Below are 24,886 nucleotides of genomic sequence, written 5' to 3' on the forward strand. Positions count from 1 at the left end.
TGGCCGGCAAACACCTTCACCCGCCGCGCACCCGCTCGGCGGCGGCCGCATCGATGGCTTCGGGCAGATCGGTTTCGCGGTCGATCTGCGGGAAGTGGCGGCGTTCCATGCGACGGATCGCAAAGTGCATCCACGCCAGTGCAGCCGCCACCAGCACGAACAGCAGCATGAAGCAGCTGCTCCAGATGCCCACCGCGTCATTCAGCGCGCCAAACACGATCGGCAGGATGAAGCCACCCAGGCCACCGATCATGCCGACCACGCCGCCCACCGCACCCACGTGCCTGGGGTAGTACACCGGAATATGCTTGTAGACCGCGGCCTTGCCCAACGACATGAAGAAGCCCAGCACGAACACCAGCACGGTGAACATCACCACCCCGATGGCCAGATGGAAGTGGATCGGGCCATGGATGCCCTTCACCACATACTCGGTATCCGGGTAGGCCAGCAGGAAGGTGCAGATGGCCGACACGCCGAAGGTCCAGTACATCACCCGGCGCGCGCCCATCCGGTCCGACATCCAGCCACCGACCACGCGGAACAGGCTGGCCGGGATCGAATAGCACGCCGCCAACATGCCGGCGTGGCCCACGTCCATGCCATAGGCGCCCACCAGGTAGTGCGGCAGCCACAGCGCCAGCGCCACGAAGCCGCCGAACACGAAGAAGTAGTACAGCGAGAACCGCCAGACCTGGAGGTTCTTCAGCGGCGCCATCTGCTCGGCGAACGGGACCGGCTTCACGCCCTCGCGGCGGCGCTGCTCCAGCGACGGGTCTTCCTTGCTGAAGAGGAAGAACAGCACCGCGGTAACTGCCAGCGCAACGGCCCAGACCTTGGCGACCATGGTCCAGCCGGCCGCCACCATCACCAGCGGCGCCAGCAGCTTGGTCACCGCCGAGCCAATGTTGCCGGCACCGAAGATGCCCAGTGCGGTGCCCTGCTTGCTGGCCGGGAACCACTTCGAGACGTAGGCCACGCCCACCGAGAAGTTACCGCCGGCGATGCCCACGCACAGCGCGGCAATCAGGAACTGGGTGTAGGTCTGTGCGTAGGTCAGCATCCAGGTGGCCACTGCGCCACACAGCATCACCAGCACCATCACCTTGCGGCCACCGAACTGGTCGGACCAGATGCCGAGGAAGACGCGGCTGACCGAGCCGGTCAGCACCGGCGTGGCGATCAACAGGCCGAACTGGGTGTCATTCAATCCGAGCTGTTGACTGATCTGGATACCGATGATCGAAAAGATCATCCACACCGCGAAGCACACGGTGAAGGCGAACGTGCTCAGCCACAGCGCACGTTGCTGCTGCCCGGCACTGGCGGGGGCAAGGGCCTGGTTCATGAATTTTCCTCGTTCAAGGGGGTTCAGCCGATATCCGCTTCGGCTTCGATCTCATCCAGCCCGCGCACCGGGTAGCGCTCCTGCAGCTGCAGCAGGTAGGCCTGCACCTCGCGTTGCCGTACCTGTAGCTCCAGGTAGTCACGCAGCTGCGGCAGCACCGTTTCGAACGGCTGCGGGTGGCCTTGCTCGCGGGCATCGACGCAGACCACGTGGTAGCCCCAGCGCGATTCCACCAGGAAACCGGCCAGGCCCTCGCGCAGGCGGAACACCTGGCGGTCGAACTCCGGCGTGGTCTGCCCACGCTGCAACCAGCCCAGGTCGCCGCCCTCGCTGCTGGATGGGCATCGCGAATGGCGCAGGGCGAAATCGGCGAACAGGTGCGGCGACTCCTTCAGCAGCCCGACCAGTCGCTCGCCCTCGGTGCGTGCGGCAAAGCGCCCGGCCACATCATCGGCCGGCGCAGCCAGCAGGATATGGCGCAGGCGCACGCGGTCGGGGGAGCGGAAGCGCTCCGGGTTCTGCTCGAAGTAGCGCCGGCAGTCTTCATCGGTCGGCACGCGGTCTTCGATCGCATCTTCCAGCAGTTGCTGGATCAGCACTTCCTCGTCGCTTACCCGGTTGCCCTCCGGCGCCTGCAGCCCAAGCCGCTGCGCTTCCAGGCGCAGCAGCTCACGCACCACCAGTGCACGTGCCGCTTCAGCACGTGACTGCTCCGGGCGCATCGCCCGGTGGTGCTGCATCTCGCGGGCGATGTCAGCCTCGCTGATCGCGGTCTCGTCCACGAACAGCCGGCACGGTGCCGGCTGCCCGAGCGAGCGCGGCCCCTGCGCTGCCGCGTCATGGTGGTGCGAATGCGCCTCGGCGGGAACCGGCGCAGCGGAGTCGATCACGGTGATCGGCAGGAATTTCGGCAGGCTGCCCATGGCTTACTCCCGCGGACCGTAGCGCAGCGTGGCCTGGCGGCGGCGCACCACCTGGTAGGGCCTCCACAGGTAGCTGATCGGAATGCTCCACACGTGCACCAGGCGGGTGAACGGCGCGATCAGGAACAGGGTCAGGCCCAGGAAGATATGCATCTTGTAGACCCAGCTGACGCCTTCGATGTAATCAGCAGCACCGGCACGGAAGGTCACGATGTGCTGCGCCCACTCGGCCAGCTGCACCATCACCCCGCCGTCCAGGTGCCCGGACGAGATGCGGATGCTGTACAGGCCCAGGCACAGCTGCGCGAACAGCAGCACCAGTACCAGGGTGTCACCGAAGCTGCCGGTGGCCCGCACGCGCGCGTTGAACAGGCGGCGTACCAGCAGGATGCTGATGCCGATGAAGCACAGTGCGCCGAACACACCACCAACCACCATCGCCAGCATCTGCTTCTGCGAGGAGGTGATGAAGTGCTCGTACACCGCGTGCGGGGTCAGCAGGCCGACCAGATGGCCACCGAGGATGGCCAGGATGCCGATGTGGAAGCAGTTGCTGCCGATCCGCATGCCCTTGTCCGACAGCATCTGGCTGGAGCCGGTTCGCCAGGTGTACATGGCCTTGTCATAGCGGGCCCAGCTGCCGATCAGCAGCACCGCCACGGCGATGTACGGGTAGTACTGGAAGGCGAATTGATGCAGGGAGTAACTCATGGCTGGACCTCTCGATGCGAAGGACGGGCCGGCGAACGCACGGGCGGCTTGCAGTCTTCGGCGGGGGCTTCGGCGCCGAAGCGCACCGCCTCCTCCTCCCACAAGCGATCCATGGCCTCGGCGGTATCGTCGCGGACTTCCTCGCTGGCACGCTGGCGCAGCGCCTGCAGATCGGCCTTGCCGTCACCGGCTTCGACCAGGATCTCGAACAGCACCCGGTGCGGCAGCTCACGCTCGGCGGCACGCGCCGCCAGCATCCCGGCGATATGGCCGATGTGGTGCAGCCACTCGCGGGCCTCGCTGCCGGGGCGATGGGCCAGGAACTCCAACAGCAATGGCAGGTAGTCCGGCAGCTCCCGCGCATCCAGTTCGAAGCCGTTGCGGCGGTAGGTTTCGACCAGGTCGACCATGGCCTGGCCGCGGTCGCGCGACTCGCCATGGATGTGTTCGAACAGCAGCAGGCTCATCGAGCGGCCGCGATCGAAACTGGCCAGCCACGCCGCCTGCGCATCCAGCGCATCGGTGGCCAGCAGCTGCTGCACGAAGCTGCGCAGCTGCTGGCGGCGGGCGGCATTCAACGCCGGGGCGTCGCAGGCGGCGAGCAGTTCCTCGCCGTGCTGCCACAGTTCTTCACGGGGGTAGTCCAGCAGCACCCCGACCAGCTTGAGCACGCTCATCACACCACCTCCTTGCGGCGGTGGTTCGGGCCCTTGTCCACCACGAAGGTGGTGGTCTTGCGCTGGCCGAACAGGTCGGCCGGGCTGTCACCATTGCAGCCGTTGCCGAAGGTGAAGCCGCAGCCGCCGCGCTCGCCGAAGGCGTCGTTGGCGTACTCGCGGTGGCCGGTCGGAATCACGAAACGGTCCTCGTAGTTGGCGATGGCCAAGTAGCGGTACATCTCTTCCACCTGGGCGATGCTCAGCCCGGTCTGTTCCAGCACGGCGGTATCTTCCACGCCGTCCACGTTCTTGGCCCGGCGCCAGGCACGCATCGCCATCAGCCGCTCCAGCGCGCGTACCACCGGCGCCTCGTCACCGGCCGTCAGCAGGTTGGCCAGGTAGCGCATCGGAATGCGCAGCGACGCCACGTCCGGCAGCTCGCCGCTCATGCCCACGCGGCCACGCTCGGCGGCGGACTGGATCGGCGACAGCGGCGGCACGTACCAGACCATCGGCAGCGTGCGGTATTCCGGGTGCAGCGGCAGCGCCAGCTTCCAGTCGATCGCCAGCTTGTACACCGGCGACTGCTTGGCCGACTCCAGCCAGCTGTCCGGGATGCCCTCCTTGCGCGCGGCGGCGATCACCGCCGGATCGTTCGGGTCCAGGAAGATGTCCAGGTGGGCCTGGTACAGGTCCTTCTCGGCCGGCACCGAGGCGGCCTCGGCGATGCGATCGGCGTCGTACAGCATCACGCCCAGGTAGCGGATGCGGCCCACGCAGGTTTCCGAGCACACGGTCGGCTCACCCATCTCGATGCGCGGATAGCAGAAGATGCACTTCTCCGACTTGCCGCTCTTCCAGTTGTAGTAGATCTTCTTGTACGGGCAGGCCGACACGCACATGCGCCAGCCACGGCACTTGTCCTGGTCGATCAGCACGATGCCGTCTTCCTCGCGCTTGTAGATCGCGCCTGATGGGCACGCCGACACGCACGCCGGGTTCAGGCAGTGCTCGCACAGACGCGGAAGGTACATCATGAAGGTCTTCTCGAAGGCGCCGTAGATCTCCTTCTGCACCTGGTCGAAGTTGTAGTCGCGCGAGCGCTTGCTGAACTCCGAACCGAGGATCTCCTCCCAGTTGGGGCCCCACTCGATCTTCTGCATGCGCTCGCCACTGATCAGCGAACGCGGCCGCGCGGTCGGCTGGTGCTGGCTGTCCTTGGCGGTGTGCAGGTTCTGGTAGTCGAAGTCGAACGGCTCGTAGTAATCGTCGATCTGCGGCAGGTCCGGGTTGGCGAAGATCTTGGCCAGCATCCGCCAGCGACCGCCAGCGCGTGGCACCAGCTTGCCGCTGCCGGTACGCACCCAGCCGCCGTTCCACTTCTCCTGGTTCTCCCATTCCTTCGGATAGCCGATGCCCGGCTTGGTTTCAACGTTGTTGAACCAGGCGTACTCGACACCCTCGCGCGAGGTCCAGACGTTCTTGCAGGTGATCGAGCAGGTGTGGCAGCCGATGCACTTGTCCAGGTTCAGCACCATCGCGATCTGTGCACGGACCTTCATCACACCACCTCCTTGGCGGCGGCCGGTACGGCCTCGCCATCTAGCCAATCCACCTTGTCCATCTTGCGCACGATCACGAACTCATCGCGGTTGGTACCGCAGGTGCCGTAGTAGTTGAAGCCATAGGCCAGCTGCGCGTAGCCACCGATCATGTGGGTCGGCTTGAGCACGATGCGGGTCACCGAGTTGTGGATACCACCACGGGTGCCGGAAATCTCCGAGCCCGGCACGTTGATGATGCGTTCCTGGGCGTGGTACATCATCGCCATGCCCGGCATCACGCGCTGGCTGACCACCGCACGGGCGGCGATCGCACCGTTGACGTTGAACAGCTCGATCCAGTCGTTGTCGACGATGCCGGCACTGCGCGCGTCGTCCTCGCTGATCCACACGATCGGGCCGCCACGCGACAGTGTCTGCATGATCAGGTTGTCGCTGTAGGTGCTGTGGATGCCCCACTTCTGGTGCGGGGTGATCCAGTTCAGCACGATCTCCTTGTTGCCGTTCGGGCGCTGGTTCAGCAGCGGCTCCACCGTGCGCGTGTTGACCGGCGGCCGGTAGCTCATGAAGGCCTCGCCGAAGTCGATCATCCACTCGTGGTCCTGGTAGAACTGCTGGCGACCGGTCACCGTGCGCCACGGAATCAGCTCGTGCACGTTGGTGTAGCCGGCGTTGTAGCTGACGTTGTCGTCTTCCAGGCCCGACCAGATCGGAGAGGAAATGATCTTGCGCGGCTGTGCCTGGATGTCACGGAAGCGGATCGCCTCGTGCTCCTTGCCCACGGCCAGGTGGGTGTGCTCGCGCCCGGTGAAGGTGCCCAGCGATTCCCACGCCTTCACTGCCACATGGCCGTTGGTTTCCGGCGCCAGGTGCAGGATCACTTCGGCCGCGTCGATCGCGGTCGAGATGGCCGGGCGGCCCTGGCTTACGCCTTCTTCGTGCACGGTGTGGTTCAACTTGCCGAGGAACTCGACCTCGTGCCTGGTATCCCAGCTCATGCCCTTGCCGCCGTTGCCCTGCTTGTCCAGCAGCGGGCCGAGCGAGGTGAACTTGCGGTACAGGTTCGGGTAGTCACGCTCCACCACCGTCATCGACGGCATGGTCTGGCCCGGAATGGCCTCGCACTCGCCCTTCTTCCAGTCGGCCACGCCGAACGGCATGCCCAGCTCGTTGGGGGTGTCGTGCAGGGTCGGCACCAGCACCAGGTCCTTCTCCACGCCCAGCACGCCCGGCGCCATCTCGCTCACGGTGCGGGCCACCTCCTTGAAGATGTCCCAGTCACTGCGCGATTCCCACGCAGGGTCCACCGCCTTGGACAGCGGGTGGATGAAGGGGTGCATGTCCGAGGTATTGAGATCGTCCTTCTCGTACCAGGTCGCGGTCGGCAGCACGATGTCCGAGTACAGCGCGGTGGTGCACATTCGGAAGTCGAGCGTGACCAGCAGGTCCAGCTTGCCTTCCGGCGCCTCGTCGCGCCACTTCACCTCCTGCGGCTTCACTGCGCCCATTTCGCCCAGGTCCTTGCCCTGCAGCCCGTGGCGCGTACCCAGCAGGTGCCGCAGCATGTACTCATGGCCCTTGCCCGAGGAACCGAGCAGGTTCGAGCGCCAGATGAACATCATGCGCGGGTGGTTCTGGCTGGCGTCCGGGTCGGCGAAGGCGAAGTCCAGCGAGCCGTCCTTGAACTTGCCCAGCGCGTAGTCCGCCGGGGCCACGCCGGCCGCTTCGGCCTCGCGTACCAGCTGCAGCGGGTTGCGGTCGAGCTGCGGGGTGCTCGGCAGCCAGCCCATGCGCACCGCGCGCAGGTTCAGGTCAGCCAGGCTGCCGCCGTACTTGCTGGCATCGGCCAGCGGCGACAGCAGCTCGTCCACCTGCAGCTTCTCGTAGCGCCACTGCCCGGTGTTGAAGTAGAAGAACGAGGTGCCGTTCATGTGGCGCGGCGGCTTGCTCCAGTCCAGCCCGAACGCGAGCGGCTGCCAGCCGGTCTGCGGGCGCAGCTTTTCCTGGCCCACGTAATGCGCCCAGCCGCCACCGGTCTGGCCCACGCAACCGCACATGATCAGCATGTTGATCAGGCCGCGGTAGTTCATGTCGTTGTGGAACCAGTGGTTCATGCCCGCGCCGACGATGATCATCGAACGGCCATGGGTCTTGTCGGCGGTACGCGCGAACTCGCGGGCGATCTCGATCACCTCGGCGCGCGACACGCCGGTGATGCGCTCCTGCCACGCCGGCGTGCCCGGCACCATGTCATCGAAGCTCGATGCCACGTTGCCGCCGCCAAAGCCACGGTCCACGCCGTACTGGGCCAGCAGCAGGTCGTAGACCGTGGCCACCAGCGTCTCGCCGCCGTCGACCGTGACCAGCCGGCGCACCGGAATGTTGCGGTCCAGTACGTCTTCGGCCGGCGCGGCAGTCCAGCCGTCGCTTTCAATGCCACCGAAGTACGGGAAGCTCACCGCCTCGATGCCGTCGTTGGCGTCGGACAAGCTCAGGCGCAGGCGTGTGTCGGCGCCATTGCTGGCCTTCTCTTCGATGTTCCAGCGGCCCTTTTCACCCCAGCGGAAACCGATGGAGCCATTGGGCACCACGATCTGGCCACTGTTCTCGTCGTAGGCCAGGGTCTTCCAGTCCGGGTTGTTGGCTTCACCCAGCCCGCCCAGCTCACTGGCACGCAGGAAGCGGCCCGCCACCAGGCGGCCATCGTCGCGGCGCTCAAGGCGCACCAGCATCGGCATGTCCGAGTACTGGCGGCAGTAGTCCTGGAAATACTGCGAGGGCGAATCGACATGGAACTCGCGCAGGATCACATGGCCGAAGGCAAAGGCCAGCGCCGCGTCGGTGCCCTGCTTGGGGTGCAGCCAGTGGTCGGTCAGCTTGGCCAGCTCGGAATAGTCCGGGCAGATCGCCACCGTCTTGGTGCCGTTGTAGCGCGCCTCGGTGAAGAAGTGCGCATCGGGCGTACGCGTCTGCGGCACGTTCGAACCCCAGGCGATGATGTAGCGGCTGTTGTACCAGTCGGCCGACTCGGGCACGTCGGTCTGCTCGCCCCAGATCTGCGGCGAGGCCGGCGGCAGGTCGCAGTACCAGTCGTAGAAGGACAGGCAGGCGCCACCCAGCAGCGACAGGTATCGCGCACCGGCAGCGTAGGACACCATCGACATCGCCGGAATCGGCGAGAACCCGACCACGCGGTCCGGGCCGTACTGCTTCACCGTGTACAGGTTGGAGGCGGCGATGATCTCGTTGGCCTCTTCCCACTGCAGGCGCACGAAGCCACCCATGCCGCGGCGGGTCTTGTACGAGCGCGCCTTCTCCTTGTCCTCCACGATGCTGGCCCAGGCATCGACCGGGGCCTTGCTCTTGCGGGCTTCGCGCCACAGGCGCAGCAGCGTGCCGCGGATCAGCGGGTACTTCAGCCGGTTGGCGCTGTACAGGTACCAGGAATAGCTGGCGCCACGCGGGCAGCCACGTGGTTCATGGTTGGGCAGGTCCGGGCGCGTGCGCGGGTAATCGGTCTGCTGGGTTTCCCAGGTGACCAGGCCGTTCTTGACGTAGATCTTCCAGCTGCAGGAGCCGGTGCAGTTCACGCCGTGTGTGGAACGTACGATCTTGTCGTACTGCCAGCGGGCGCGGTAACTGCTTTCCCAGTCGCGGCCCTCGCTCTTGGCAAAACCATGGCCATCGGCAAAGGTCTGGGGGTCACGCTTGAAGAACTGCAAGCGATCGAGGAAATAACTCATCGGGGATCTCCCTTTGCGGACATCGGCATCGTGGCTGTGTGTGTCATCTGGCTGCGGTGCGTTTTCATGTCGTCAGCAGGGTGTCTCGGCACCGCGCCGGTAGTACCACCACCAGGTCACGGCCAGGCAGGTGACATAGAAAACAACGAATCCGTACAGCGCCATGTCGGGGCTGCCGGTCAACGTAATGGACGAGCCGTAGCTCTTGGGAATGAAGAAACCGCCGTAGGCACCGATCGCACCGGAGAAACCGACCACCGCGGCCGACTCGATGCTGGCCTGGTGTGCGGCCGTGGCCTTGCCCTCGGCGTTGTCGTTGGCCGACCAGCGCTCATGCAGGGTGCGGGAGATCACCGGGATCATGCGGAAGGTGGTGCCGTTGCCGATGCCACTGAGCACGAACAGCGCCATGAAGCTGAGCAGGAAGCCATGGAAGTTGCCGCCCTGGCCATGGCTGGGCAGGAAGTGCAGCACGCCGAACACCGCCGCGATCATCAGCGCGAACACCCAGAAGGTCAGGCGGGCGCCACCCCAGCGGTCGGCCATGCTGCCGCCCACCGAACGCATCAGCGCGCCCAGCAGCGGGCCGATGAAGGCGTAGGCCAGCGGGTTCACGTCCGGGAACTGGCTCTTCACCAGCATCGGGAAGCCGGCCGAGAAACCGATGTAGGAACCGAAGGTGCCGATGTACAACCAGCACATCAGCCAGTTGTGCTTGCGGCGGAAGATCACCGCCTGCTCGGAGAACGACGAGCGGGCGCTGGTCAGGTCGTTCATGCCGAACCAGGCCGCGATGGCGCACAGCGCGATGGCCGGCACCCAGATGAAGCCGGCGTTCTGCAGGAACAGCGGTGCCCCACCCTCCACCGCGGGCTGCGGTGCACCACCCAGCGCACCGAACACGCCTACGGTGATGACCAGCGGGATCACCGCCTGCGCCACCGACACGCCCACATTGCCCAGGCCGGCGTTCAGGCCCAGCGCCAGGCCCTGCTTCTGCTTGGGGTAGAAGAAGGAGATGTTGGACATCGACGACGAGAAGTTCGCGCCGCCGAAGCCACACAGGATCGCGATGGCCACGAACACCCAGTACGGCGTGGCCGGGTCCTGCACCGCAAAGCCGAGCCAGAGCGTCGGCGCCAGCAGCGACGCGGTGGACAGCGCGGTCCAGCGGCGGCCGCCGAAGATCGGGATCACGAACGAATAGAAGATGCGCAGGGTTGCGCCGGACAGGCTGGGCAGCGCCACCAGCCAGAACAGCTGGTCGGTACTGAAGTTGAAGCCGATCTTCGGCAGGCTGATCGACACCGCCGAGAACAGCACCCAGACCGAGAAGGCCAGCAGCAGCGAGGGGATCGAAATGACCAGGTTGCGGGTGGCAACCCGCTTGCCGGTGCGCTCCCAATAGCCGGGGTCCTCCGGCGTCCAGTCGCTGATGACGCGACCCGGACGGGCAGTGCTGCGGACAACAGGATCGCTACCGACGGTCATACATGGCTCCAAGGCTGTGGAATGACGTGGGTATTGCTTTCAAGTTGTGACCCGTCGTCATGCAGCCATTAGGCCGTGCAGCAACTACGACGGGGTTGATCTGGATCAATCAGGAGCCGGTTTCCACCCTGCCCCTGACAAATGTCAAATCGATGAAGCGGTATTGCGGCGCGTGACTCCGCGCTGGCGCACGCTATCGCGCACGTCTACATCGAACTGCAGCTGAAGCTGGCTGCCATCTTCCAGGGCAATGTCGAATGGCAGGCCATCCCGGCACGGCAGCCGTGCCGCCAAGGCCTCAACTGCCGAGCGCGGCAGTACCAGGCGGCAGAAGGTGCCACCATCGAGCAGTACCGGTTGATCGCCGCCATGCAGCGACACCGCCATGCCCCAGCCCTCGATACCGCCGAAGCGGGTCATGTTCTCGACCGATTCACCGGCCAGCAGGCGCGCCAGTTCGGCCTCATCCAGGCGAAGCCGTACCGATTGGTCCTGCAACTGCACTTTCATGACGCAACATCCTCCCATTGTTCGGGGGTATTGCAGTTGACCAGGCAGGCTTCGTCAACGCTTTCAAGCGCCAGCACGTGCATCTGCAGGCGACGCTGGAACGCCTGTACAGAGCGCGGCCCTTCCGCATCATCCAGCATCGCGGCCAGCACGCTACGAGTGGCATTGTCCACATTCAACAGCATGGGAAAGGGATGCCCGTCAAAGATCGTGCACGCGCCCCGCCCCTCGGCAGCCAGCCGTTGCAGCAGCCGTGGCGCCAGCAACGGCGTATCCACCGCTACCACCCAGGCCGGGCTGTCGGGCATCTGCTGCATCACGCTGTGCAACCCTCCCAGTGGGCCGCAGCGCGCAACCTGATCGGGGATGCCACCGAAGGTCGGATAGTCACCGCTTACCCATACCCGTTCGGCGCCAGCCTGCATCAACAGGCCACGCATGTGTTCCAGCAGCGTGCGGCCCTGCCACGGCAGCAGTGCCTTGTCGCGACCCATCCGGCTGGACAGGCCACCGGCCAGTACGATGCCGTTGATGCTCATCGCAGTAGAGCCACGCCATGCGTGGCTGCGTCGGCATCAATGTTGATGATCATGCGCATGGTCATCGGCATGTCCGGGTTCGCTGTCCACGTGACACAGGCTGCAACCCTCGCTCCACGCGCTGTCGCCGTCCTCGTAATGCTCCTGCTTCCAGATCGGGCACTGGTGCTTGACCACCTCGATCAACTGCCGGCAGGCGCGGAACGCCTCGTCCCGGTGCGGGCTGCCGGCGGCCACCACCACCGCCACATCACCAATGCCCAACCGGCCCTTGGCATGGGCCACATACAGTATCAGCTTCGGGCCAAACGTCGCCTCGACCTCGGCGGCCAACCGCTTGAACTCGTTCAACACCAGCGGCTCGAACAGGTCGTAGGTGATCCCGGTCACCGGCCGGCCGATGTTGACGTCGCGCACCTTGCCGATGAACACATCGATGCCACCGAAGCCCGGATCGGATACCGCCGCGATGCCTTCGGCCGGATCGATCGCCGCCTGCGCGCGGTCCACCACCTTCGCGATGATCTTCTCGCTCATCGCTCAGCCCCCGCTCACCGGGGGCAGGATCGCCACACGGCCATCCTCGGGCAGCGCCTCGTGGTCGCGCAGCACGCGTTGCTGGTCGGCGAACGCCGAATAATCCAGCAGGCCGGCACGGAATCCCGGCCAACGCAGCGGCAGCAGCTCGCGCAGCGCCTGGCGCAGATCGGCCACGGTGCCACCGGCCACATCCACGGCAATCTCGCGGCTGGCATCCAGATCGGAAAATGCACCGAACAACTGCAGATTCACCTGTTTCATCATGACTCCTGGCTCACCAGCTGCACCGGTTCGTGGTGACCCCAGCCCTGCACGCGCACGTAGGTGCCGGCGCTGGCCAGGTCACCCTCAGCCTCCAGCACCACCCAGGCGTTGGCCTGCAGCATGGACATCAAACGGAACGACTCCTGCCCGGCCAGCACGCGCGCACTCAGGCGACCCTGCGCATCCGCTTCCACCCGCGCCCGCGCGTGGAAGCGCAGGCCCGGCGGCGTGCGCACGTCGGCCTGCAGCGGCAACGTCAGCACCGGCTCCGGTGCCAGCCCCAGCAGGCGGCGCAGCACTGGCTCGATGAAGAAGCGCTGGCCCACGGCAGCGGAGACCGGATTGCCCGGCAGGCCGAAATACAGCGCGCCGTTGGGCAGCACTGCAAACAGCAACGGCTTGCCCGGGCGGATTGCCACCTTGTGGAACACGATGCGCGCACCCCGGCCGCGAAGCGCGTCGGGAATGAAATCGTAGCGGCCGGCCGACACCGCGCCTGTGCTGATCAACAGCTGCGCACCCGCTTCCAGCGCTTCATCCAGGACCGCGTTGAACGCCGCCACCTCATCGCCCACCGTGCCCTGCCAGACCACCTCGGCACCGGCGGCCTGCAGGCGGCCGACCAGATACGGCCGGTTGCTGTCACGAATCTGCCCGGATGCCAGCGGCTGCGCCGCCTCGGTCACCAGCTCCTTGCCGGTAGCAATCACCGCCGCCTTTGGCCGCGCCACCACCGCCACCTCGCCCACGCCGATCGCATGCAGCAAGGCGCGCGCGTTGATGTCCAGCACCTGCCCGGCCTGCAGCACGCGCTCGCCGTCGCTCACATCCTCGCCACGCAGGCGCACATTCTGGCCCGGCTTTACCGTGCCCTTCAGGGCAATGCGGGTCGGGCGACCATCCTCGCTGGCGAGGATCTCCACATTCTCGACCGGCACCACCGTATCCAGCCCGACCGGCATGCGCGCACCGGTCATGATTTCCCAGGCACCCTCGCCGCCTTCGGCGCCGGCATCGCCTGCTGCCTGCCAGCCCTGCACAGCGAACTCGGTACCAGCTTCGAACGTCGCGCCGTTGGCGCGCAGCGCGAAGCCGTCCATCGCCGAATTGTCGAACGGCGGCAACGACTGCCCGCTGTGGATGTCACGGGCCACCGTGCGGCCCGCGGCCTCATGCAGCGGCAGATGCTCGGCCGGCAGCGGCGTGGCCGCGTCCAGCAAGTGCTGCAGGGCTTCGCTGTAGGGGATCATGCGTGGCCATCCCCCTCGACCATCGCCAGGGCGTGGCCCAGTACCGGCGCCAGGATGTCCAGGCACTGCGCCGCCGCCTTCGGGCTGCCGGGCAGCGCGAACACCAGCATGTTGCCCAGCTGCACCACCTCGGCGCGGCTCAGCCAGGCCATCGGCGTGTGCTGTGCACTCAGTGCCCGCACCATCTGCGCCAGGCCATGTACCGGCCGCGCGTTTAGGGAACGCAGCGCCTCCGGGGTCAGGTCACGCGGGCCCAGCCCGGTACCACCGGTACACAGGCACAGGCGCACGCCCTCGGCGGCCAAGGCCTGCAGGCGGCCCGCCAATGGCTCGATGCCATCGGGCAACACCTCAGCGGCCACCACCTCGCCGCCCAGCTTTTTCAGGCCGGTCACCAGGGTCGGGCCAGAGATATCCTCATAGGTACCGTCGCTGGCGCGATCGCTCAGCGTGATCACCGCGCAGGCCGCGCCCTCCAGGCCCTTCGGCGCACGCGGCTTGAAACGCGTGCGCTCGGCATCGTCCATGCCGTCGGGGTGCAGCCAGACACCGCGCTTGCCGCCTTCCTTGAACAGCAGGCGGATGCCTTCGATGCGCAGGGCCGGTTCCACCGGCTTGCTCAGGTCGTACAGGGTAAGCAGCGCCGCGTTGACGCCGGCCAGTGCCTCCATCTCCACGCCGGTGCGCGCCTCGCTGGCGCACTCGCACCACACGCGGATCGCCTGCCGTTCCGGTACCGGCGCGCAGAACACCTGCACCAGTTCCAGCGGCAGCGGATGGCACAGCGGCATCAGCATCGAGGCCATCTTGGCGCCCTGCAGGCCGGCAATCTCGGCCATCACCAGCGCATCGCCCTTGGGCAGGCGGCGCTCGACGATCAGCGGATAGGCCACTGGACCGGCATGCAGCTCGCCCACCGCCACCGCACGTCGGCGGGTGATGCGCTTGTTGCGGACATCGGCCATATGGAAGGCCGCATTCAATTCCCCACTCATCGTGTTGCTCATCCTCCGATGGAGGCCAGGTGCGGGGTCAGCCCGGTCTGGCCCTGGTGCAGTCCATGCCCGGCCGCTTTCAGGCCAAGCTGTGTGGTGATGCGTGCCAGCAGTGCGTCATGGTCATCGTCGCTCTGCAGCAGCGGGCGCAGCGGCACGCCGAACTCGCCGAACAGGCACAGCCGCAGGTCGCCCTTGGCGGTCACCCGCAGGCGGTTGCAGCCCTTGCAGAAGTCGCGTGAATACGGGGCGATGATGCCGATGCTGCCGCGATGGTCAGGGTGGCCGAACTCGCGCGCCGGACCGGCATCGGCGGCGCGCGGCCGTTCGTGCCAGCCAGCCGCCAGCAGCTGCTCGATCACCACGTCGGCGCGCAGGTGGTGGCGCTGGAAATAGGCTTCGTTGTCGCCGGTGCGCATCAGTTCGATGAAGCGCACGCTGAAGGGACGATCGCGCAGGTAGTCCATCCACTGCGGCAGCTCGTCGTCGTTCAGGCCACGCAGCAGCACCGCGTTGAGCTTGATCGCCGGCAGGCCCAGCGCCTGCGCCAAGGCCAGGCCCTGTTCGATCTCCGGCAGGCGGTCATGCCCGGTGATGGTCCTGAAGCGTTCGCGCTGCAGGCTGTCCATGCTCACGTTCAGCGCGGTCAGGCCGGCGCGGTGCCACCCCGGCAGGCGCCGCGGCAGCAGCGTGCCGTTGGTGGTGATGGCCACCTTGCGGATGCCCGGCACCGCCGCCACGGTGGCGATGATCTCATCCAGGTCCTTGCGCAGGCTGGGCTCGCCACCCGTCAGGCGGATCTTGCTCATGCCCAGCGCGGCAAACGCACGCACCAGACGCGCGATTTCATCCACCTGCAGGAAGCGCGGGCGGCCATCGGCCTGGTAACCGTTGGGCAGGCAGTAGCTGCAACGGAAGTTGCAGGCTTCGGTCAACGACAGGCGCAGGTACGGAAAGCTGCGTCCGAAACCGTCGGTGAGTTGGCTCATGGCTGGTCCACCTTGTTGCTCCACCGTCTTGCCTGTGCCCGGAACGGCCCGGATACCCTCGCCTGCTGGAACGATTGCCAGAGTACGCGGCCTTCAGTTCCATGGGCATGACTTAAATCAATCGTCTTCGGCCCCGCGCGGCAGGCGTTATGGCAGCATGCGGCTTTCCGTGCAGCGGGCGTGTGACAACCCTCATGATGATGAACGATTTCCAGCAACTGCTGCATGCCGCCGGCCAGCAGGCTGAACCGCAACGCTTGCTGTTCGTATTCGTGCGCGCCGAGCTGCCCGAATCGCCCACCGGTGACCAGCGCGACCGGCATGACCGCCGCGAGGGCGGCACCCTGTCGCCGGTGCTGTGCGTGGACAAGCTGCCGGACGAGGTGCCCAGCTTCCAGGCGCTGGCGGCCGAGTCGACCACCACCGGCATCGACTGGGACCTGGTGTTCGTGGCGGCACTGGATGGCAGAGGTGGTTTCGCACCCAACAGCGACGAAGCCGCGCGCCCGCTGAAGCTGATGGTCAACGCCATCCACGACGGTCAGATCGGCCGCTTCGCCGCCTTCGACCGGGGCGGCGAGCCTGTTCAGTTCTATTGAGCCACCAGCTGCAGGGTCAGAAAGAAGATCACCAGCACAGTGTTCAGCCCCCAGGCCACGGTCAGCCCGCGCGCCGCCACGCCCAGGTTGGGGTTGTGCGCGGCGGGCGCCGCCCGCCAGACCGCCGGGATGATCCAGCCGGTATAGAGCAGCAGCACGGCAAATACCCCCAGCAGCAGCGGGGTGCGCTGGTTGGCCAGGGCCCAGAGGGCCACCGCCCACAGAATATTGCTGGGAATGACGCCCTGCAGCCAGAAAACACTCCAAAGGCGGGAACGGCCCTGAGTGTCGGGGGTTGGGTGCAGCGAAGCGGTCGCGGTCATAAGTCTCCTTCTGTTTAGGAAACGTGCTGAACAAGCCTGCGCTTGGTGGCTGGGAACGTCAAGGAACAACGGAATCGGTAGCGCCGGGCCATGCCCGGCGGAATCCTCCATGTTCATGCGCCGTCGGCTCGCCGGGCGTGGCCCGGCGCTACCGGTCCTGTTATCCCTGTCGCCATCGCCCCTCCCCACCCGCCCCCTTCCTCCTTCCAACCTCGACACCTGTCGCAGATTGCACGGTGCGGGCGGATCACCGCGCCAGCCTGTGCTGGCAGTGCTTAACAGCGTGGGAGAATGCCGAAAGCGTCTCCAATCGAGTGATCTTTGCAACTCTTCTGATTGGCATTGCACAGCGCCACGGGCTCAGATGGCGTGCCACCGGAAAAGGGTGGCCGGGCTTCGAATCCCGTGTTGGCTTTGAGTAAGTGCGCTTGCCAGCCGGCGTCACCATGCGTGGCGCCGGCTGGCAATCCGTCTGCCGGCTATGGCGGGCGGTGCGTTGGGGGCGTTCGCGCCCGCCGGCTTGAGGCCAACCCGGATTCGAACCACGTACCGCCCGCCACCTTTCGGGTGGCGGCTACCGATTGCCCTGCACGGAGCCTCGCCATGAACGAATCGGACTTCCCGCATCTGCACGCCTACCGCAGCACCGCCGGCGACGACGGTTCGCCACAGGCTGCGCCTGCGGTGGACAGGAACACCTTCATTGCCAATCTCCACCGCATCGGCTCCGGTGCGGCGGCCGACGGACAGCCCTGGCCGGAGCGGCATCAACTGCCCGGCCGCTGCCTGGCCCTGGCCGATGCCGATTGCGCGTTGAACGGGTTGCGGGTGGTGCTGGAAATGCTACTGGCGGCGGAACGCACCCGGCAGAACGGCGAACCGGAAGAGTACGTGGGCGACCGGGTGATGGAGGGATTGGTCAAGGCCTGCCAGTCGTTGTGCGCGCAGGCGGTGGGGCGGTTGCAGCCCGAAGGGTGAGCGCGATGCGCAACGCCCTTAAGCGAGGAACGCTTTCAGCAGGCGTCAATGCTCGCTGAAAGCGCCCCTCAGATCGACGCCGATGATCGGTGAGAAGTCCGCCTTCCACAGCTCCAGCTCGAAGAGCTGATCGTGATTGTCCAGGCACAGGGTGACTCTCACCGGCACGCCGTCGGCATCGGCAAGCATCGCCGTGGCAATGTCACTTCCGAAGACCTGGGTCGTGCTGGACAGGAACACTACACCCCCAAATCCGACGACCTCCACGTCCTCCACCTGGGCTAGCGCCAGATCCTTCAACAACCGTTCGGACAGCTCGGTCGCCCCAGGCAGCAGCCTGTGGATGAGGGAGACCTCGTCGGGGGTGAGGAATCTGGGCACGGGATGTCCTTCAGAGCACCGCGCCCGCCATCAGCAGATGCTCGATCCGCCATGTCTTGGCGTAGATGAGAATGACGCTTCCGGTCGAGCGGGTCTCGATACGGAAACACTTCAGGCCGGACAGCGGATAGCCGACCGCTTTCCAACGATCAAGAAGATCAGCAAGTCCCGGCTCGTTATCGTCAACCCTGGCGAACTCAATTCGCTCTTCACCCAGTAAAACTGGCAGAGCGTTCTGCGCGAGCAGACATCCTGTGCAGCATGAGCCGGATAGGAAACAGCCATGACAACGCATCGATGGAGAACTTCTTCCAGCGACAGTAGCGGGAACATACAAAGCAGAGGATCTAAAGCAATCACGACGAGACACGCGCAAACGTCGCCCTGCACATCGAGATGTTCTAGAACCCAAGACAGCGCCACCGCTCCAGCGACGAGCCGCCCCGATAAAGTTCGAGACGCAGCAGGCACTTGGCGGCTGATGGCTACCCGGGAAACACTGGACGATTAACCTTTGGATCAGGCGCCGCCCAGCTTCTTAACATTCTTCTCCTTCACCACGTCCAGCATCGATTTGACCGCCTCAACTCCAAGATTCAGGGCCACTATTAGAGAATCGCAAAGTTTCAGATCATGATCATCCAACGCCGGGACTAGTTCCTTCAGCAACTTCAGCGCTAGATCCGTCTTCCCCAATAGCGCCAATGCAGTTGCATGATTGATATGAGCGTGAGCACCTCTCAAGCCCCGCGTCTCGAGAAATGATGCAAATTCCATCAAGGTCATTGAAGACTTCGCTTCAATAACGTTTCGCAGCTCGATCGATGAAAGAATGCTCTCAACCACATCATCGTCTGCCATTTGATCCCTTCCGATAAACGGCCGATCCGCGATTCGGCTGCTGTAGGAAAGATGCGGCCCAAAGGAGTCAAACAATGGAAATACAAAATTCCATACATAGAGCCCCCTTGGGACGAACTCCAGAACAATTCCTTGTGCCACATAGTCATAGTCACTTCGGAAAAAATATCCGCTTGACCCGCCGATCAGGCCGGACCTTTTCCGCAGAAGGCTGCAAATGTATCGCTTGTTCATCTTATCAACGGCCTTCAGGCTTAAGTTCCACCACGAGAGTTCCCTCGGGGAGATTCTTGACGTACTTATTGTACTGATCCCAGGAGATGTAAGCCCAACCAGTCTTCAGATCGAAGATGGCTTGAGGTGCATCAACTGGGCCGTACACAGCGTCCGCCCGTGAGGACCCCGGGTACCCATACCTAACAACCCTACGGCCAGCGTAGCTCACCTCAGTCGCATACTGAGACGTCGGGCATGTGGTATCCACCAGGCGCTTGAACTCACTATGGATGAGCGTTCCGCGTATCCAAGGCAGTGAGCAACGCCATCCACAGGTGGCGTCGATGGTGGACGCTGCTTGGTTTGCCAGCCTCTGGAGCCGATTTCCGACCGCCTGCAACTCCGGTGAAACAGGTACGGCCTGAGGTATGTATTTTTTATCGGCCAAGCCTAGCGAATCGACACGGCCAGTGGGATCTCCGCTTCCATACGCGAACGAGTTCAGTCCACCCATCAACCCAATCGGATCGCTCTGGGTATACCGCCCCACTGCCGGGTCGTATTCCCTCCGATAGTTGTAGAACAGCCCACTCGCATCCGTCGCCTGCTGCCCGGCGAAGCGCAGCGCCAACTCGAACGCCACACCATCGCCATCCGGATCAAGACTCGGAATCTGGTTGCCGAACACCTCGCTCTTGTTGCTCCACTCCCATATCGAGACATTCCGCACCGGGTCGATCACCACGCGCGGCGTGCCCAGATGATCCGGCTGCACGTAGGCCAGCTCCGGCACGCCGGTAGCCGGCGTGTTGATCAGCGCCACCGGATAGTTGTCCAGCCAGATGGCCTGCTGCTGCGCCTGGCCCGTGGCCGAGTAGTTACCGAGCCACTGCCCGGCCTCGTCGTACAGGGTGATCTGAGCCGCACCACCGGCTGGGGTGCGCAGCACGCGCTCGCCGCGGTGGTTGTAGGCATAACTTTCCAGCACGGCATCGCCCTGCTTCACGGCGTTCATGCGGTTGGCATCGTTGTAGGTGAACGTCTTGCCGCCGATGCTGGTGGTGTTGCCCACCGCGTCATGGTTGCGCGCCTCGCCATCCACGGCGGTCAGCCGGTGGCTGGTTGCGGGATAGGTGTAGCTGGCGGTGCCTGCTGAGGTGGTCAGCGCAGTGCGATTGCCGGTGGCGTCATAGGCATAGGTTTCAATCGGCGTGCCGGTCGCGCCGTCCTGGGTCTGGGTCAGTCGGCCCAGCGTGTCGTAGGCGTACTTGGCCAGCACCGTCGAGCCTGCGCCATTCTTCAGCTCAGTGATCGAGCCGACCGGATCATAGCCATAGCCCAGCGACAGGCCGCCTGCAGCCGGGTCATGCACCGCTTGCGGGCGATAGTCCAGGTCCAGCGGACGCTGCAGCTGGCGGCCATTGCCATAGGTCCAGCCGGTCGCCGGGCCGAAGGCCGCATAGGTCACGTTGTTCACCACGATCTGGCGCGCCTGGCCGGGGCGGGTCAGGCCGATCTGGCTGATGCGGCCCTGGGTATCGCGCACGTAGTCGGCCACGCTGCCGTCGGGGTAGGTCAACGCGGTCAAGCGACCCGTCTTGCTGTAGGCATAGCGCAGGGTGCTGGCCACACCATTGACGGTCTGCACCTTGCGGGTGACCTGGCCGAAGCGGTCATGGCAGTACTGGGTGCTGCCATTGGCGTGCAGCACCTGCCCCAGGCGGCCCTTGGCAAAGCGCTCGTCGGCGGCACAGGCGGCCGGCGCCACGTCATAGCTGTAGCCCACGTCCAGATTGGGGTCCGGGTAGGCGATGCCGATCAGGCGGTTGAGTGCATCGTAGTGATAGGTGGCAGTGATGCCGCGTGCATCGGTGGCCGTCTTGCGGTTGCCGGCGGCGTCCACGGTGAAGCTGCTGGCGCCACTGTCCGGGCTGACCTGCCCGGTCAGGTCACCGAATCCGTTGTAGGCGTAGGTGGTATGCAGGCCCTTCGGGTCAGTGACCTGGGTGACCTGGTCCAGCGCGTTGTACTGGCTGCGGATCTCGGCGGCCACGCCACCCACGTCCTGCAAGGTCTGGGCCAGGCGGTTCAGCGGGTCGTACTGCTGGCTGGTCACGCGCTGCAGGGCGTCGGTCACGGTCTGCGGGTTGCCGTTAGCATCGTAGGCAAAGCCGGTAGCGTGGTTGCCTGCGTCCTTCAGTGCGGTCAGCTGGCCGAGTGTGTTGAACGTCCGTGCGAGGGTACGGCGCAGGGTACCGCCTGCATCGAGCGTGTCTTCCTTGAGGCGATTGCCGGCATTGTCCAGCGTGTAGTGAATCGTGTTGCCCGCGTTGTCCTCGATATCGGTCAAGCGCAGCGCCGCATCGTAGACATAGGAAACGCTGCTGCCGTCGGGCTCGGTGATCTGTTGCACCTGGCCGGTCGGCCAGTAGCTGATCTGGGTGACCCGATTCTCGGCAGTGGTCGCGCCACGTACGGTGACCGAGGTTGGCCAGCCGCGAGCATGGTAGGTGTAGTCGGTGACCACGCCGTTGGCATCCTTGACCGACAACGGCCGTCCGAAAGCGTCGTAGGCCAGAGTCTCGACCGTCTGGCCCAGCGCATTGGTCACGCTGCGCAGGTCGCCCTTGCGATAGGTGCAGGCACCTCCCGTCGCGCACCCTGCATCATCCGCCGAGTAATAGGCATAGGTAACGGCATCGGCCACATCCGTGCGCGGGCCATCCACACTCTTCAGCAGCCCCTCCACCGGGCAGCTGCCTGCCGCTGCCACATCAGCGGCTTCGCAGTACGTGTAGTTGGTGATGCGCGTCTGACCGGAAGCGGTGTCGGTCACGGTGTTGGCCGTCGGCTGGCGTCGGGAATTGAAGGCCGTGCGGGTTTCGCGGCTACCGATCCGGGTGGTCAGTACCGCATTGGTTTCGACGTCGCGCGCCGTGGTCACCACACGCTGCTCGGGAAAGCCGACCGCTTCGGTCACGGTATGGATGCTGACGGCACGACCGCTCACCGGATCGGTGCCCTGCGCATAGGTGTGCTTGGTCTGGATGCCGCGGCGATCGGTGTAGGTATTCAGACGCCGGCGGAAGTCGACACTCTGGTCGTAGTAGGTTCGGCTGACGGTTCCCTGCGAATCCGTCAGGCCGGTCACCTTGCGCGACGGAGCGCTATCGCCTCCGGGTGTCAGGGTGTAGTCGGTTTGCCGCCCCAGCGCGTCGGTCACCACCGCACCGCCATTGGGGCTGTAGGCCAGCGTCACGCCATCGGCACCGCCGGCATGCTGACTGGAGATCACACGACCGATGGAATCGTAGGTGAAGGTGCTGTAGCGGCGACCGTCCTCGGCGGTGATGCCGGTCAGGTGCTGGGGGAAGTCCTGGTTCTCGTAGTGATACGTCCGCACACCACCACCCGCATAGGTCACCGTGGCGACCTGGTTCTGCGGCGTGTAGGTATAAGTGGCGAGCGGAATGCCTTCGACCAGCACCGAACTGATCAGCGCCTCATAGTCGTTGGACTGGTAAACGAACTCTAGCGTGCGGCCACTGCTGTGGGTGACGGCTGCAAGGCGGTCGCTGTCGTCATAGATGTAGGTCAGCGACGTGCCATCCGCGAAGCGCTTGGCGGCAAGACGCCCGTCCGCGCCGAAGGTAGAGATGGAATCGGCCGTGTACAGTGTCCAGTTGCCGTTCTGGACCAGACGATCGCCACTGTCGTCGTCCGCCTCATAGGCTTGCCCGATCTTCTTGAATGCACGCTGGAAACCAGTGCTTTCAATGATGCCCACACTGTCAACGCCATCCAGTGCCAGGTGGGCGCCCAGCGAATGGGTCCAGCCATAACCGAAGCCACCGGATGAGGTGGAGATGCCGGAGTGATAGAAGCGCGTCAGCGCGATCCAGCCCAGATCGAAGTCCGGCGCGATCTCGTACTTCTCGCCCGTTTTGACATCACATGGGTTGCCGACATTGCCGTCGCAGGTACCGCCGTTGGAGGCCGGGTCCTTGTCGGGAATCGGACTCATGTTCGCCGCTGCATCGTTGCGGGACATGGGGCAGCTACCGTTGCCGCCGTCCTTGTCGCACTTCTGCGACTTCGAGGTAATGGTTGCAACGAATTCTTCGCTGACGCAGGCGTTGTGTGTGTTGGACCACTGCGTGAAGGGGATCGGGCAGTTCAAGCGTCGCATGCGAGCAAGCCCTGTCGTTCCTGCGTCGAAGGGCACGCACGGAGACTCCGCCGAATTGCTGCCCAGCATGCCGGTGACCCGGTACTCCCTGACCTCCGAAATTCCGTCCATCCCTGGAGCAGTTGGGCCCCATTCTCCTTCCGGCACAGCAGTTTCCCCAGGACACTGGGGATTGATGTCCTGCAAGTCTGCAATGAGCGCTTCCAGCACTTCCTCTTCGGACAAGAAGCCACCATCACCCGCGCCGTAGTAAGTCCAGTCAGGGTCGGAGGGCTGCGTCTTTCCCATCCAGTAGGTAATCGACGTATTTCCGTTCAAGTCCACGACTTTCGACTTGATCTTGTCGACGTACTGCCAGCCGAACTGGAACTCCGGCGGGAAGGGGCTGGGCGCCGGCAGATTCTTGATGCCGGCCACCGCCGCCTGCTGGGTTTTGTACTGGGTCGCGTCGCCGCCGGGCTGGGAAATACGCCAGGTGATCTTGCTTTCCTGCGCCTGTACAACAGCCGGCGCAATGCAGCCAACGGCAACAATCGCCAGCACGGCACACGAAATGGTCTTCAGTCGTTCCAACATCCCTGTTCTCCTTCCTGGACGAACACAGCGCCGGCGGGAACGAGAACGCGAAGGTGTTCCCCGCGTCATGCTTCGGATCGTCCCTGGTCCGGTATGCGGCAGTGCTACATGCCGCCTTTATCGTTGAAGACGCTTGCACGTTCAAGTGTGGAGCCGCGTAACCGGTCACAGATTCAAGCATCCGTGGCCATTCAGCGGCCTACGCCGGGCTCCCATGACTTCTTCTACAGGGAGTCCGTGTTCATAGCTCACATCACTACCAGCACAATCTGCCGCACGCGCCCTGCTCTTCTCGGGATTCACGCGCGGCTCGCACCGCTACCTGGCAACCGGCCACACCCTCCAGCGCGAGGATCCTGCTGCGGTGGTGGCCGCGATTCCATCGGTCTCCGACACCTCGAAGTAGCCGTTCCAGGCAACGGCTTCCCCCGTTGTTCCCCGCTACTGCCCGCGCAGCCGCACGGCAAAGTACCGCGCCGGGGAAAGGCCAAGCGCCTTCTTGAACATCGTGATGAAGGCCGTCACCGACTCATAGCCCAGCGTCTCGGAAACGCGTTGTACCGGTGCACCCGCGGCGAGTTCACGAATGGCGATGAGCAGATGCAACTGCTGCCGCCAGCGCCCGAAGGACAATCCCGTTTCGCGTTCGATGAGCCGGGTCAACGTCCGCTCGCCCAGGGCGAGGCGCATGGCCCACTGGCTGATGGTGCTGCGGTCTGCCGGATCCGCCGACAGCGCCGCCGCCAGCGCACGCACCTTCGGGTGATGGCTGACCGGCAGCGACAGATGCTCGGCCGGCATCCGTACCAGCTCGTCCAGCAACACCCGCGCCAGCCGGTCGGTGTGGCTGCCATGCGGGTAGTCCAGCGGCGCGTCGGCCAGGTGCAGGATCATCTCGCGCAGCATCGGGGAGATCGCCAGCGTCACGCATTGCATGGGCAGATCGACGATGCCGGGCTCGACGAACAGGTAGCACAGGCGCGCGTTGGCGGTGGCGCGGTTGCTGTGCGGCATGCCACCCGGAATCCAGACGCCACACTGGGGCGGCACGATCCACAACGCATTGGCCACTTCGCAGGTCACCGCCCCATGCAGCGCAAGAATGAGCTGACCCTTTCGATGCTCATGCACCGGAATTTCCGCGTCGTGCTCGGCCACCTGCAGGCGGCTGGCAACCGCCGGGCGATCGGTCTCGTCCGGGTCCAGGTCAAAGCCGGGGAGCGAAATGCGAGCCATTCT

General features: G+C 65.0%; 21 protein-coding genes and 2 pseudogenes. 4 read left to right on the plus strand and 19 right to left on the minus strand.

Annotated features, from left to right (window positions below):
• Positions 1-16 precede the first annotated feature (16 nt).
• The 14 genes from AC5P8C_RS01585 to moaA form a co-directional block, all read right to left on the minus strand.
• Entirely contained in the window at positions 17-1,348 is a 1,332-nt protein-coding gene (locus AC5P8C_RS01585; protein ID WP_010485315.1) for an MFS transporter, read from the minus strand.
• A gap of 23 nt (positions 1,349-1,371) precedes the next feature.
• Positions 1,372-2,271: a peptidylprolyl isomerase gene (locus tag AC5P8C_RS01590; RefSeq protein WP_495218271.1), complete on the minus strand. Its 900-nt coding sequence runs from the start codon at positions 2,269-2,271 to the stop codon at positions 1,372-1,374.
• Between the two features lie 3 nt (positions 2,272-2,274).
• Complete coding sequence (gene narI / locus AC5P8C_RS01595; protein WP_010485313.1) at positions 2,275-2,982, minus strand: respiratory nitrate reductase subunit gamma; 708 nt, start codon at positions 2,980-2,982, stop codon at positions 2,275-2,277.
• Positions 2,979-3,659 carry a nitrate reductase molybdenum cofactor assembly chaperone gene (narJ, locus tag AC5P8C_RS01600; RefSeq protein WP_010485312.1) on the minus strand — a complete coding sequence of 227 codons (681 nt, stop codon included), beginning with the start codon at positions 3,657-3,659 and terminating at the stop codon, positions 2,979-2,981. Before narJ ends, narI begins: the two co-directional genes overlap by 4 nt.
• Complete coding sequence (narH, locus tag AC5P8C_RS01605) at positions 3,659-5,203, minus strand: nitrate reductase subunit beta (RefSeq protein WP_019659887.1); 1,545 nt, start codon at positions 5,201-5,203, stop codon at positions 3,659-3,661. The genes narJ and narH overlap by 1 nt, the downstream gene beginning before the upstream one ends.
• A complete protein-coding gene (locus AC5P8C_RS01610; protein ID WP_329839574.1) occupies positions 5,203-8,946 on the minus strand; it encodes a nitrate reductase subunit alpha in 3,744 nt (1,247 codons plus the stop codon). Before AC5P8C_RS01610 ends, narH begins: the two co-directional genes overlap by 1 nt.
• 72 nt (positions 8,947-9,018) lie before the next feature.
• Positions 9,019-10,437, minus strand: coding sequence for a NarK family nitrate/nitrite MFS transporter (locus tag AC5P8C_RS01615; protein WP_495218272.1), 1,419 nt, complete (start codon positions 10,435-10,437; stop codon positions 9,019-9,021).
• Between the two features lie 144 nt (positions 10,438-10,581).
• A complete protein-coding gene (locus AC5P8C_RS01620; protein WP_010485308.1) occupies positions 10,582-10,947 on the minus strand; it encodes a DUF7009 family protein in 366 nt (121 codons plus the stop codon).
• Positions 10,944-11,486, minus strand: a complete 543-nt coding sequence (gene mobA / locus AC5P8C_RS01625) for a molybdenum cofactor guanylyltransferase (RefSeq protein ID WP_019659889.1) — start codon at positions 11,484-11,486, stop codon at positions 10,944-10,946. Before mobA ends, AC5P8C_RS01620 begins: the two co-directional genes overlap by 4 nt.
• A gap of 36 nt (positions 11,487-11,522) precedes the next feature.
• The gene (locus tag AC5P8C_RS01630; RefSeq protein ID WP_019659890.1) at positions 11,523-12,023 is read right to left on the minus strand and encodes a molybdenum cofactor biosynthesis protein MoaE; all 501 of its coding nucleotides are present in this window, start codon (positions 12,021-12,023) and stop codon (positions 11,523-11,525) included.
• Positions 12,024-12,026: 3 nt separating this feature from the next.
• Entirely contained in the window at positions 12,027-12,287 is a 261-nt protein-coding gene (locus AC5P8C_RS01635) for a MoaD/ThiS family protein (protein WP_019659891.1), read from the minus strand.
• On the minus strand, positions 12,287-13,540 hold the full coding sequence (locus tag AC5P8C_RS01640) for a molybdopterin molybdotransferase MoeA (protein WP_495218273.1): 1,254 nt from the start codon (positions 13,538-13,540) through the stop codon (positions 12,287-12,289). Before AC5P8C_RS01640 ends, AC5P8C_RS01635 begins: the two co-directional genes overlap by 1 nt.
• The gene (moaCB, locus tag AC5P8C_RS01645; RefSeq protein WP_054171908.1) at positions 13,537-14,535 is read right to left on the minus strand and encodes a bifunctional molybdenum cofactor biosynthesis protein MoaC/MoaB; all 999 of its coding nucleotides are present in this window, start codon (positions 14,533-14,535) and stop codon (positions 13,537-13,539) included. Before moaCB ends, AC5P8C_RS01640 begins: the two co-directional genes overlap by 4 nt.
• An 8-nt stretch (positions 14,536-14,543) precedes the next feature.
• Positions 14,544-15,524, minus strand: coding sequence for a GTP 3',8-cyclase MoaA (gene moaA / locus AC5P8C_RS01650; RefSeq protein WP_010485296.1), 981 nt, complete (start codon positions 15,522-15,524; stop codon positions 14,544-14,546).
• Between the two features lie 194 nt (positions 15,525-15,718).
• Here moaA and AC5P8C_RS01655 point away from each other — a divergent pair, with 194 nt between their 5' ends.
• On the plus strand, positions 15,719-16,123 hold the full coding sequence (locus AC5P8C_RS01655) for a hypothetical protein (protein WP_019337817.1): 405 nt from the start codon (positions 15,719-15,721) through the stop codon (positions 16,121-16,123).
• Here the strand turns inward: AC5P8C_RS01655 and AC5P8C_RS01660 are convergent.
• Positions 16,117-16,446, minus strand: a complete 330-nt coding sequence (locus AC5P8C_RS01660; protein ID WP_010485292.1) for a hypothetical protein — start codon at positions 16,444-16,446, stop codon at positions 16,117-16,119. The two genes, AC5P8C_RS01655 and AC5P8C_RS01660, sit on opposite strands and share 7 nt — an antisense overlap.
• Positions 16,447-17,049: 603 nt before the next feature.
• On the opposite strand from AC5P8C_RS01660, the gene AC5P8C_RS01665 reads away from it, so the two are divergent.
• Positions 17,050-17,424 (plus strand): hypothetical protein, encoded by a 375-nt coding sequence (locus AC5P8C_RS01665; protein WP_233652747.1) that lies wholly within the window; start codon positions 17,050-17,052, stop codon positions 17,422-17,424.
• A gap of 45 nt (positions 17,425-17,469) precedes the next feature.
• Here the strand turns inward: AC5P8C_RS01665 and AC5P8C_RS01670 are convergent, their stop codons facing one another.
• Complete coding sequence (locus AC5P8C_RS01670) at positions 17,470-17,805, minus strand: DUF6984 family protein (protein ID WP_197597706.1); 336 nt, start codon at positions 17,803-17,805, stop codon at positions 17,470-17,472.
• 220 nt (positions 17,806-18,025) lie between these two features.
• Here AC5P8C_RS01670 and AC5P8C_RS01675 point away from each other — a divergent pair.
• A pseudogene (locus AC5P8C_RS01675) lies at positions 18,026-18,287 on the plus strand (IS3 family transposase); the annotation flags it as partial.
• Between the two features lie 37 nt (positions 18,288-18,324).
• On the opposite strand, the gene AC5P8C_RS01680 reads toward AC5P8C_RS01675, so the two are convergent.
• On the minus strand, positions 18,325-18,900 hold the full coding sequence (locus AC5P8C_RS01680; protein WP_224328223.1) for a hypothetical protein: 576 nt from the start codon (positions 18,898-18,900) through the stop codon (positions 18,325-18,327).
• Between the two features lie 4 nt (positions 18,901-18,904).
• Positions 18,905-23,647 carry an RHS repeat-associated core domain-containing protein gene (locus AC5P8C_RS01685; protein WP_100445939.1) on the minus strand — a complete coding sequence of 1,581 codons (4,743 nt, stop codon included), beginning with the start codon at positions 23,645-23,647 and terminating at the stop codon, positions 18,905-18,907.
• A gap of 271 nt (positions 23,648-23,918) precedes the next feature.
• On the opposite strand from AC5P8C_RS01685, the pseudogene AC5P8C_RS01690 reads away from it, so the two are divergent.
• Positions 23,919-24,053, plus strand: a pseudogene (locus AC5P8C_RS01690) (alpha/beta fold hydrolase); the annotation flags it as partial.
• Positions 24,054-24,088: 35 nt separating this feature from the next.
• Here the strand turns inward: AC5P8C_RS01690 and AC5P8C_RS01695 are convergent.
• Positions 24,089-24,883: an AraC family transcriptional regulator gene (locus AC5P8C_RS01695; protein ID WP_054171912.1), complete on the minus strand. Its 795-nt coding sequence runs from the start codon at positions 24,881-24,883 to the stop codon at positions 24,089-24,091.
• Positions 24,884-24,886 lie beyond the last annotated feature (3 nt).

Source organism: Stenotrophomonas sp. YJH_SMC_46 (genome assembly GCF_059370315.1).

Coding starts and splice junctions, on each gene's coding strand:
- moaA (WP_010485296.1), bottom strand. CDS start 15,524: ATGAGCCAACTCACCGACGGTTTCGGACGCAGCTTTCCGTACCTGCGC.
- AC5P8C_RS01635 (WP_019659891.1), bottom strand. CDS start 12,287: ATGAAACAGGTGAATCTGCAGTTGTTCGGTGCATTTTCCGATCTGGAT.
- AC5P8C_RS01655 (WP_019337817.1), top strand. CDS start 15,719: ATGATGATGAACGATTTCCAGCAACTGCTGCATGCCGCCGGCCAGCAG.
- AC5P8C_RS01695 (WP_054171912.1), bottom strand. CDS start 24,883: ATGGCTCGCATTTCGCTCCCCGGCTTTGACCTGGACCCGGACGAGACC.
- AC5P8C_RS01685 (WP_100445939.1), bottom strand. CDS start 23,647: ATGTTGGAACGACTGAAGACCATTTCGTGTGCCGTGCTGGCGATTGTT.
- narI (WP_010485313.1), bottom strand. CDS start 2,982: ATGAGTTACTCCCTGCATCAATTCGCCTTCCAGTACTACCCGTACATC.
- AC5P8C_RS01680 (WP_224328223.1), bottom strand. CDS start 18,900: ATGAACAAGCGATACATTTGCAGCCTTCTGCGGAAAAGGTCCGGCCTG.
- narJ (WP_010485312.1), bottom strand. CDS start 3,659: ATGAGCGTGCTCAAGCTGGTCGGGGTGCTGCTGGACTACCCCCGTGAA.
- AC5P8C_RS01585 (WP_010485315.1), bottom strand. CDS start 1,348: ATGAACCAGGCCCTTGCCCCCGCCAGTGCCGGGCAGCAGCAACGTGCG.
- AC5P8C_RS01665 (WP_233652747.1), top strand. CDS start 17,050: ATGAACGAATCGGACTTCCCGCATCTGCACGCCTACCGCAGCACCGCC.
- AC5P8C_RS01610 (WP_329839574.1), bottom strand. CDS start 8,946: ATGAGTTATTTCCTCGATCGCTTGCAGTTCTTCAAGCGTGACCCCCAG.
- AC5P8C_RS01620 (WP_010485308.1), bottom strand. CDS start 10,947: ATGAAAGTGCAGTTGCAGGACCAATCGGTACGGCTTCGCCTGGATGAG.
- mobA (WP_019659889.1), bottom strand. CDS start 11,486: ATGAGCATCAACGGCATCGTACTGGCCGGTGGCCTGTCCAGCCGGATG.
- narH (WP_019659887.1), bottom strand. CDS start 5,203: ATGAAGGTCCGTGCACAGATCGCGATGGTGCTGAACCTGGACAAGTGC.
- AC5P8C_RS01660 (WP_010485292.1), bottom strand. CDS start 16,446: ATGACCGCGACCGCTTCGCTGCACCCAACCCCCGACACTCAGGGCCGT.
- AC5P8C_RS01615 (WP_495218272.1), bottom strand. CDS start 10,437: ATGACCGTCGGTAGCGATCCTGTTGTCCGCAGCACTGCCCGTCCGGGT.
- AC5P8C_RS01590 (WP_495218271.1), bottom strand. CDS start 2,271: ATGGGCAGCCTGCCGAAATTCCTGCCGATCACCGTGATCGACTCCGCT.
- moaCB (WP_054171908.1), bottom strand. CDS start 14,535: ATGAGTGGGGAATTGAATGCGGCCTTCCATATGGCCGATGTCCGCAAC.
- AC5P8C_RS01630 (WP_019659890.1), bottom strand. CDS start 12,023: ATGAGCGAGAAGATCATCGCGAAGGTGGTGGACCGCGCGCAGGCGGCG.
- AC5P8C_RS01640 (WP_495218273.1), bottom strand. CDS start 13,540: ATGATCCCCTACAGCGAAGCCCTGCAGCACTTGCTGGACGCGGCCACG.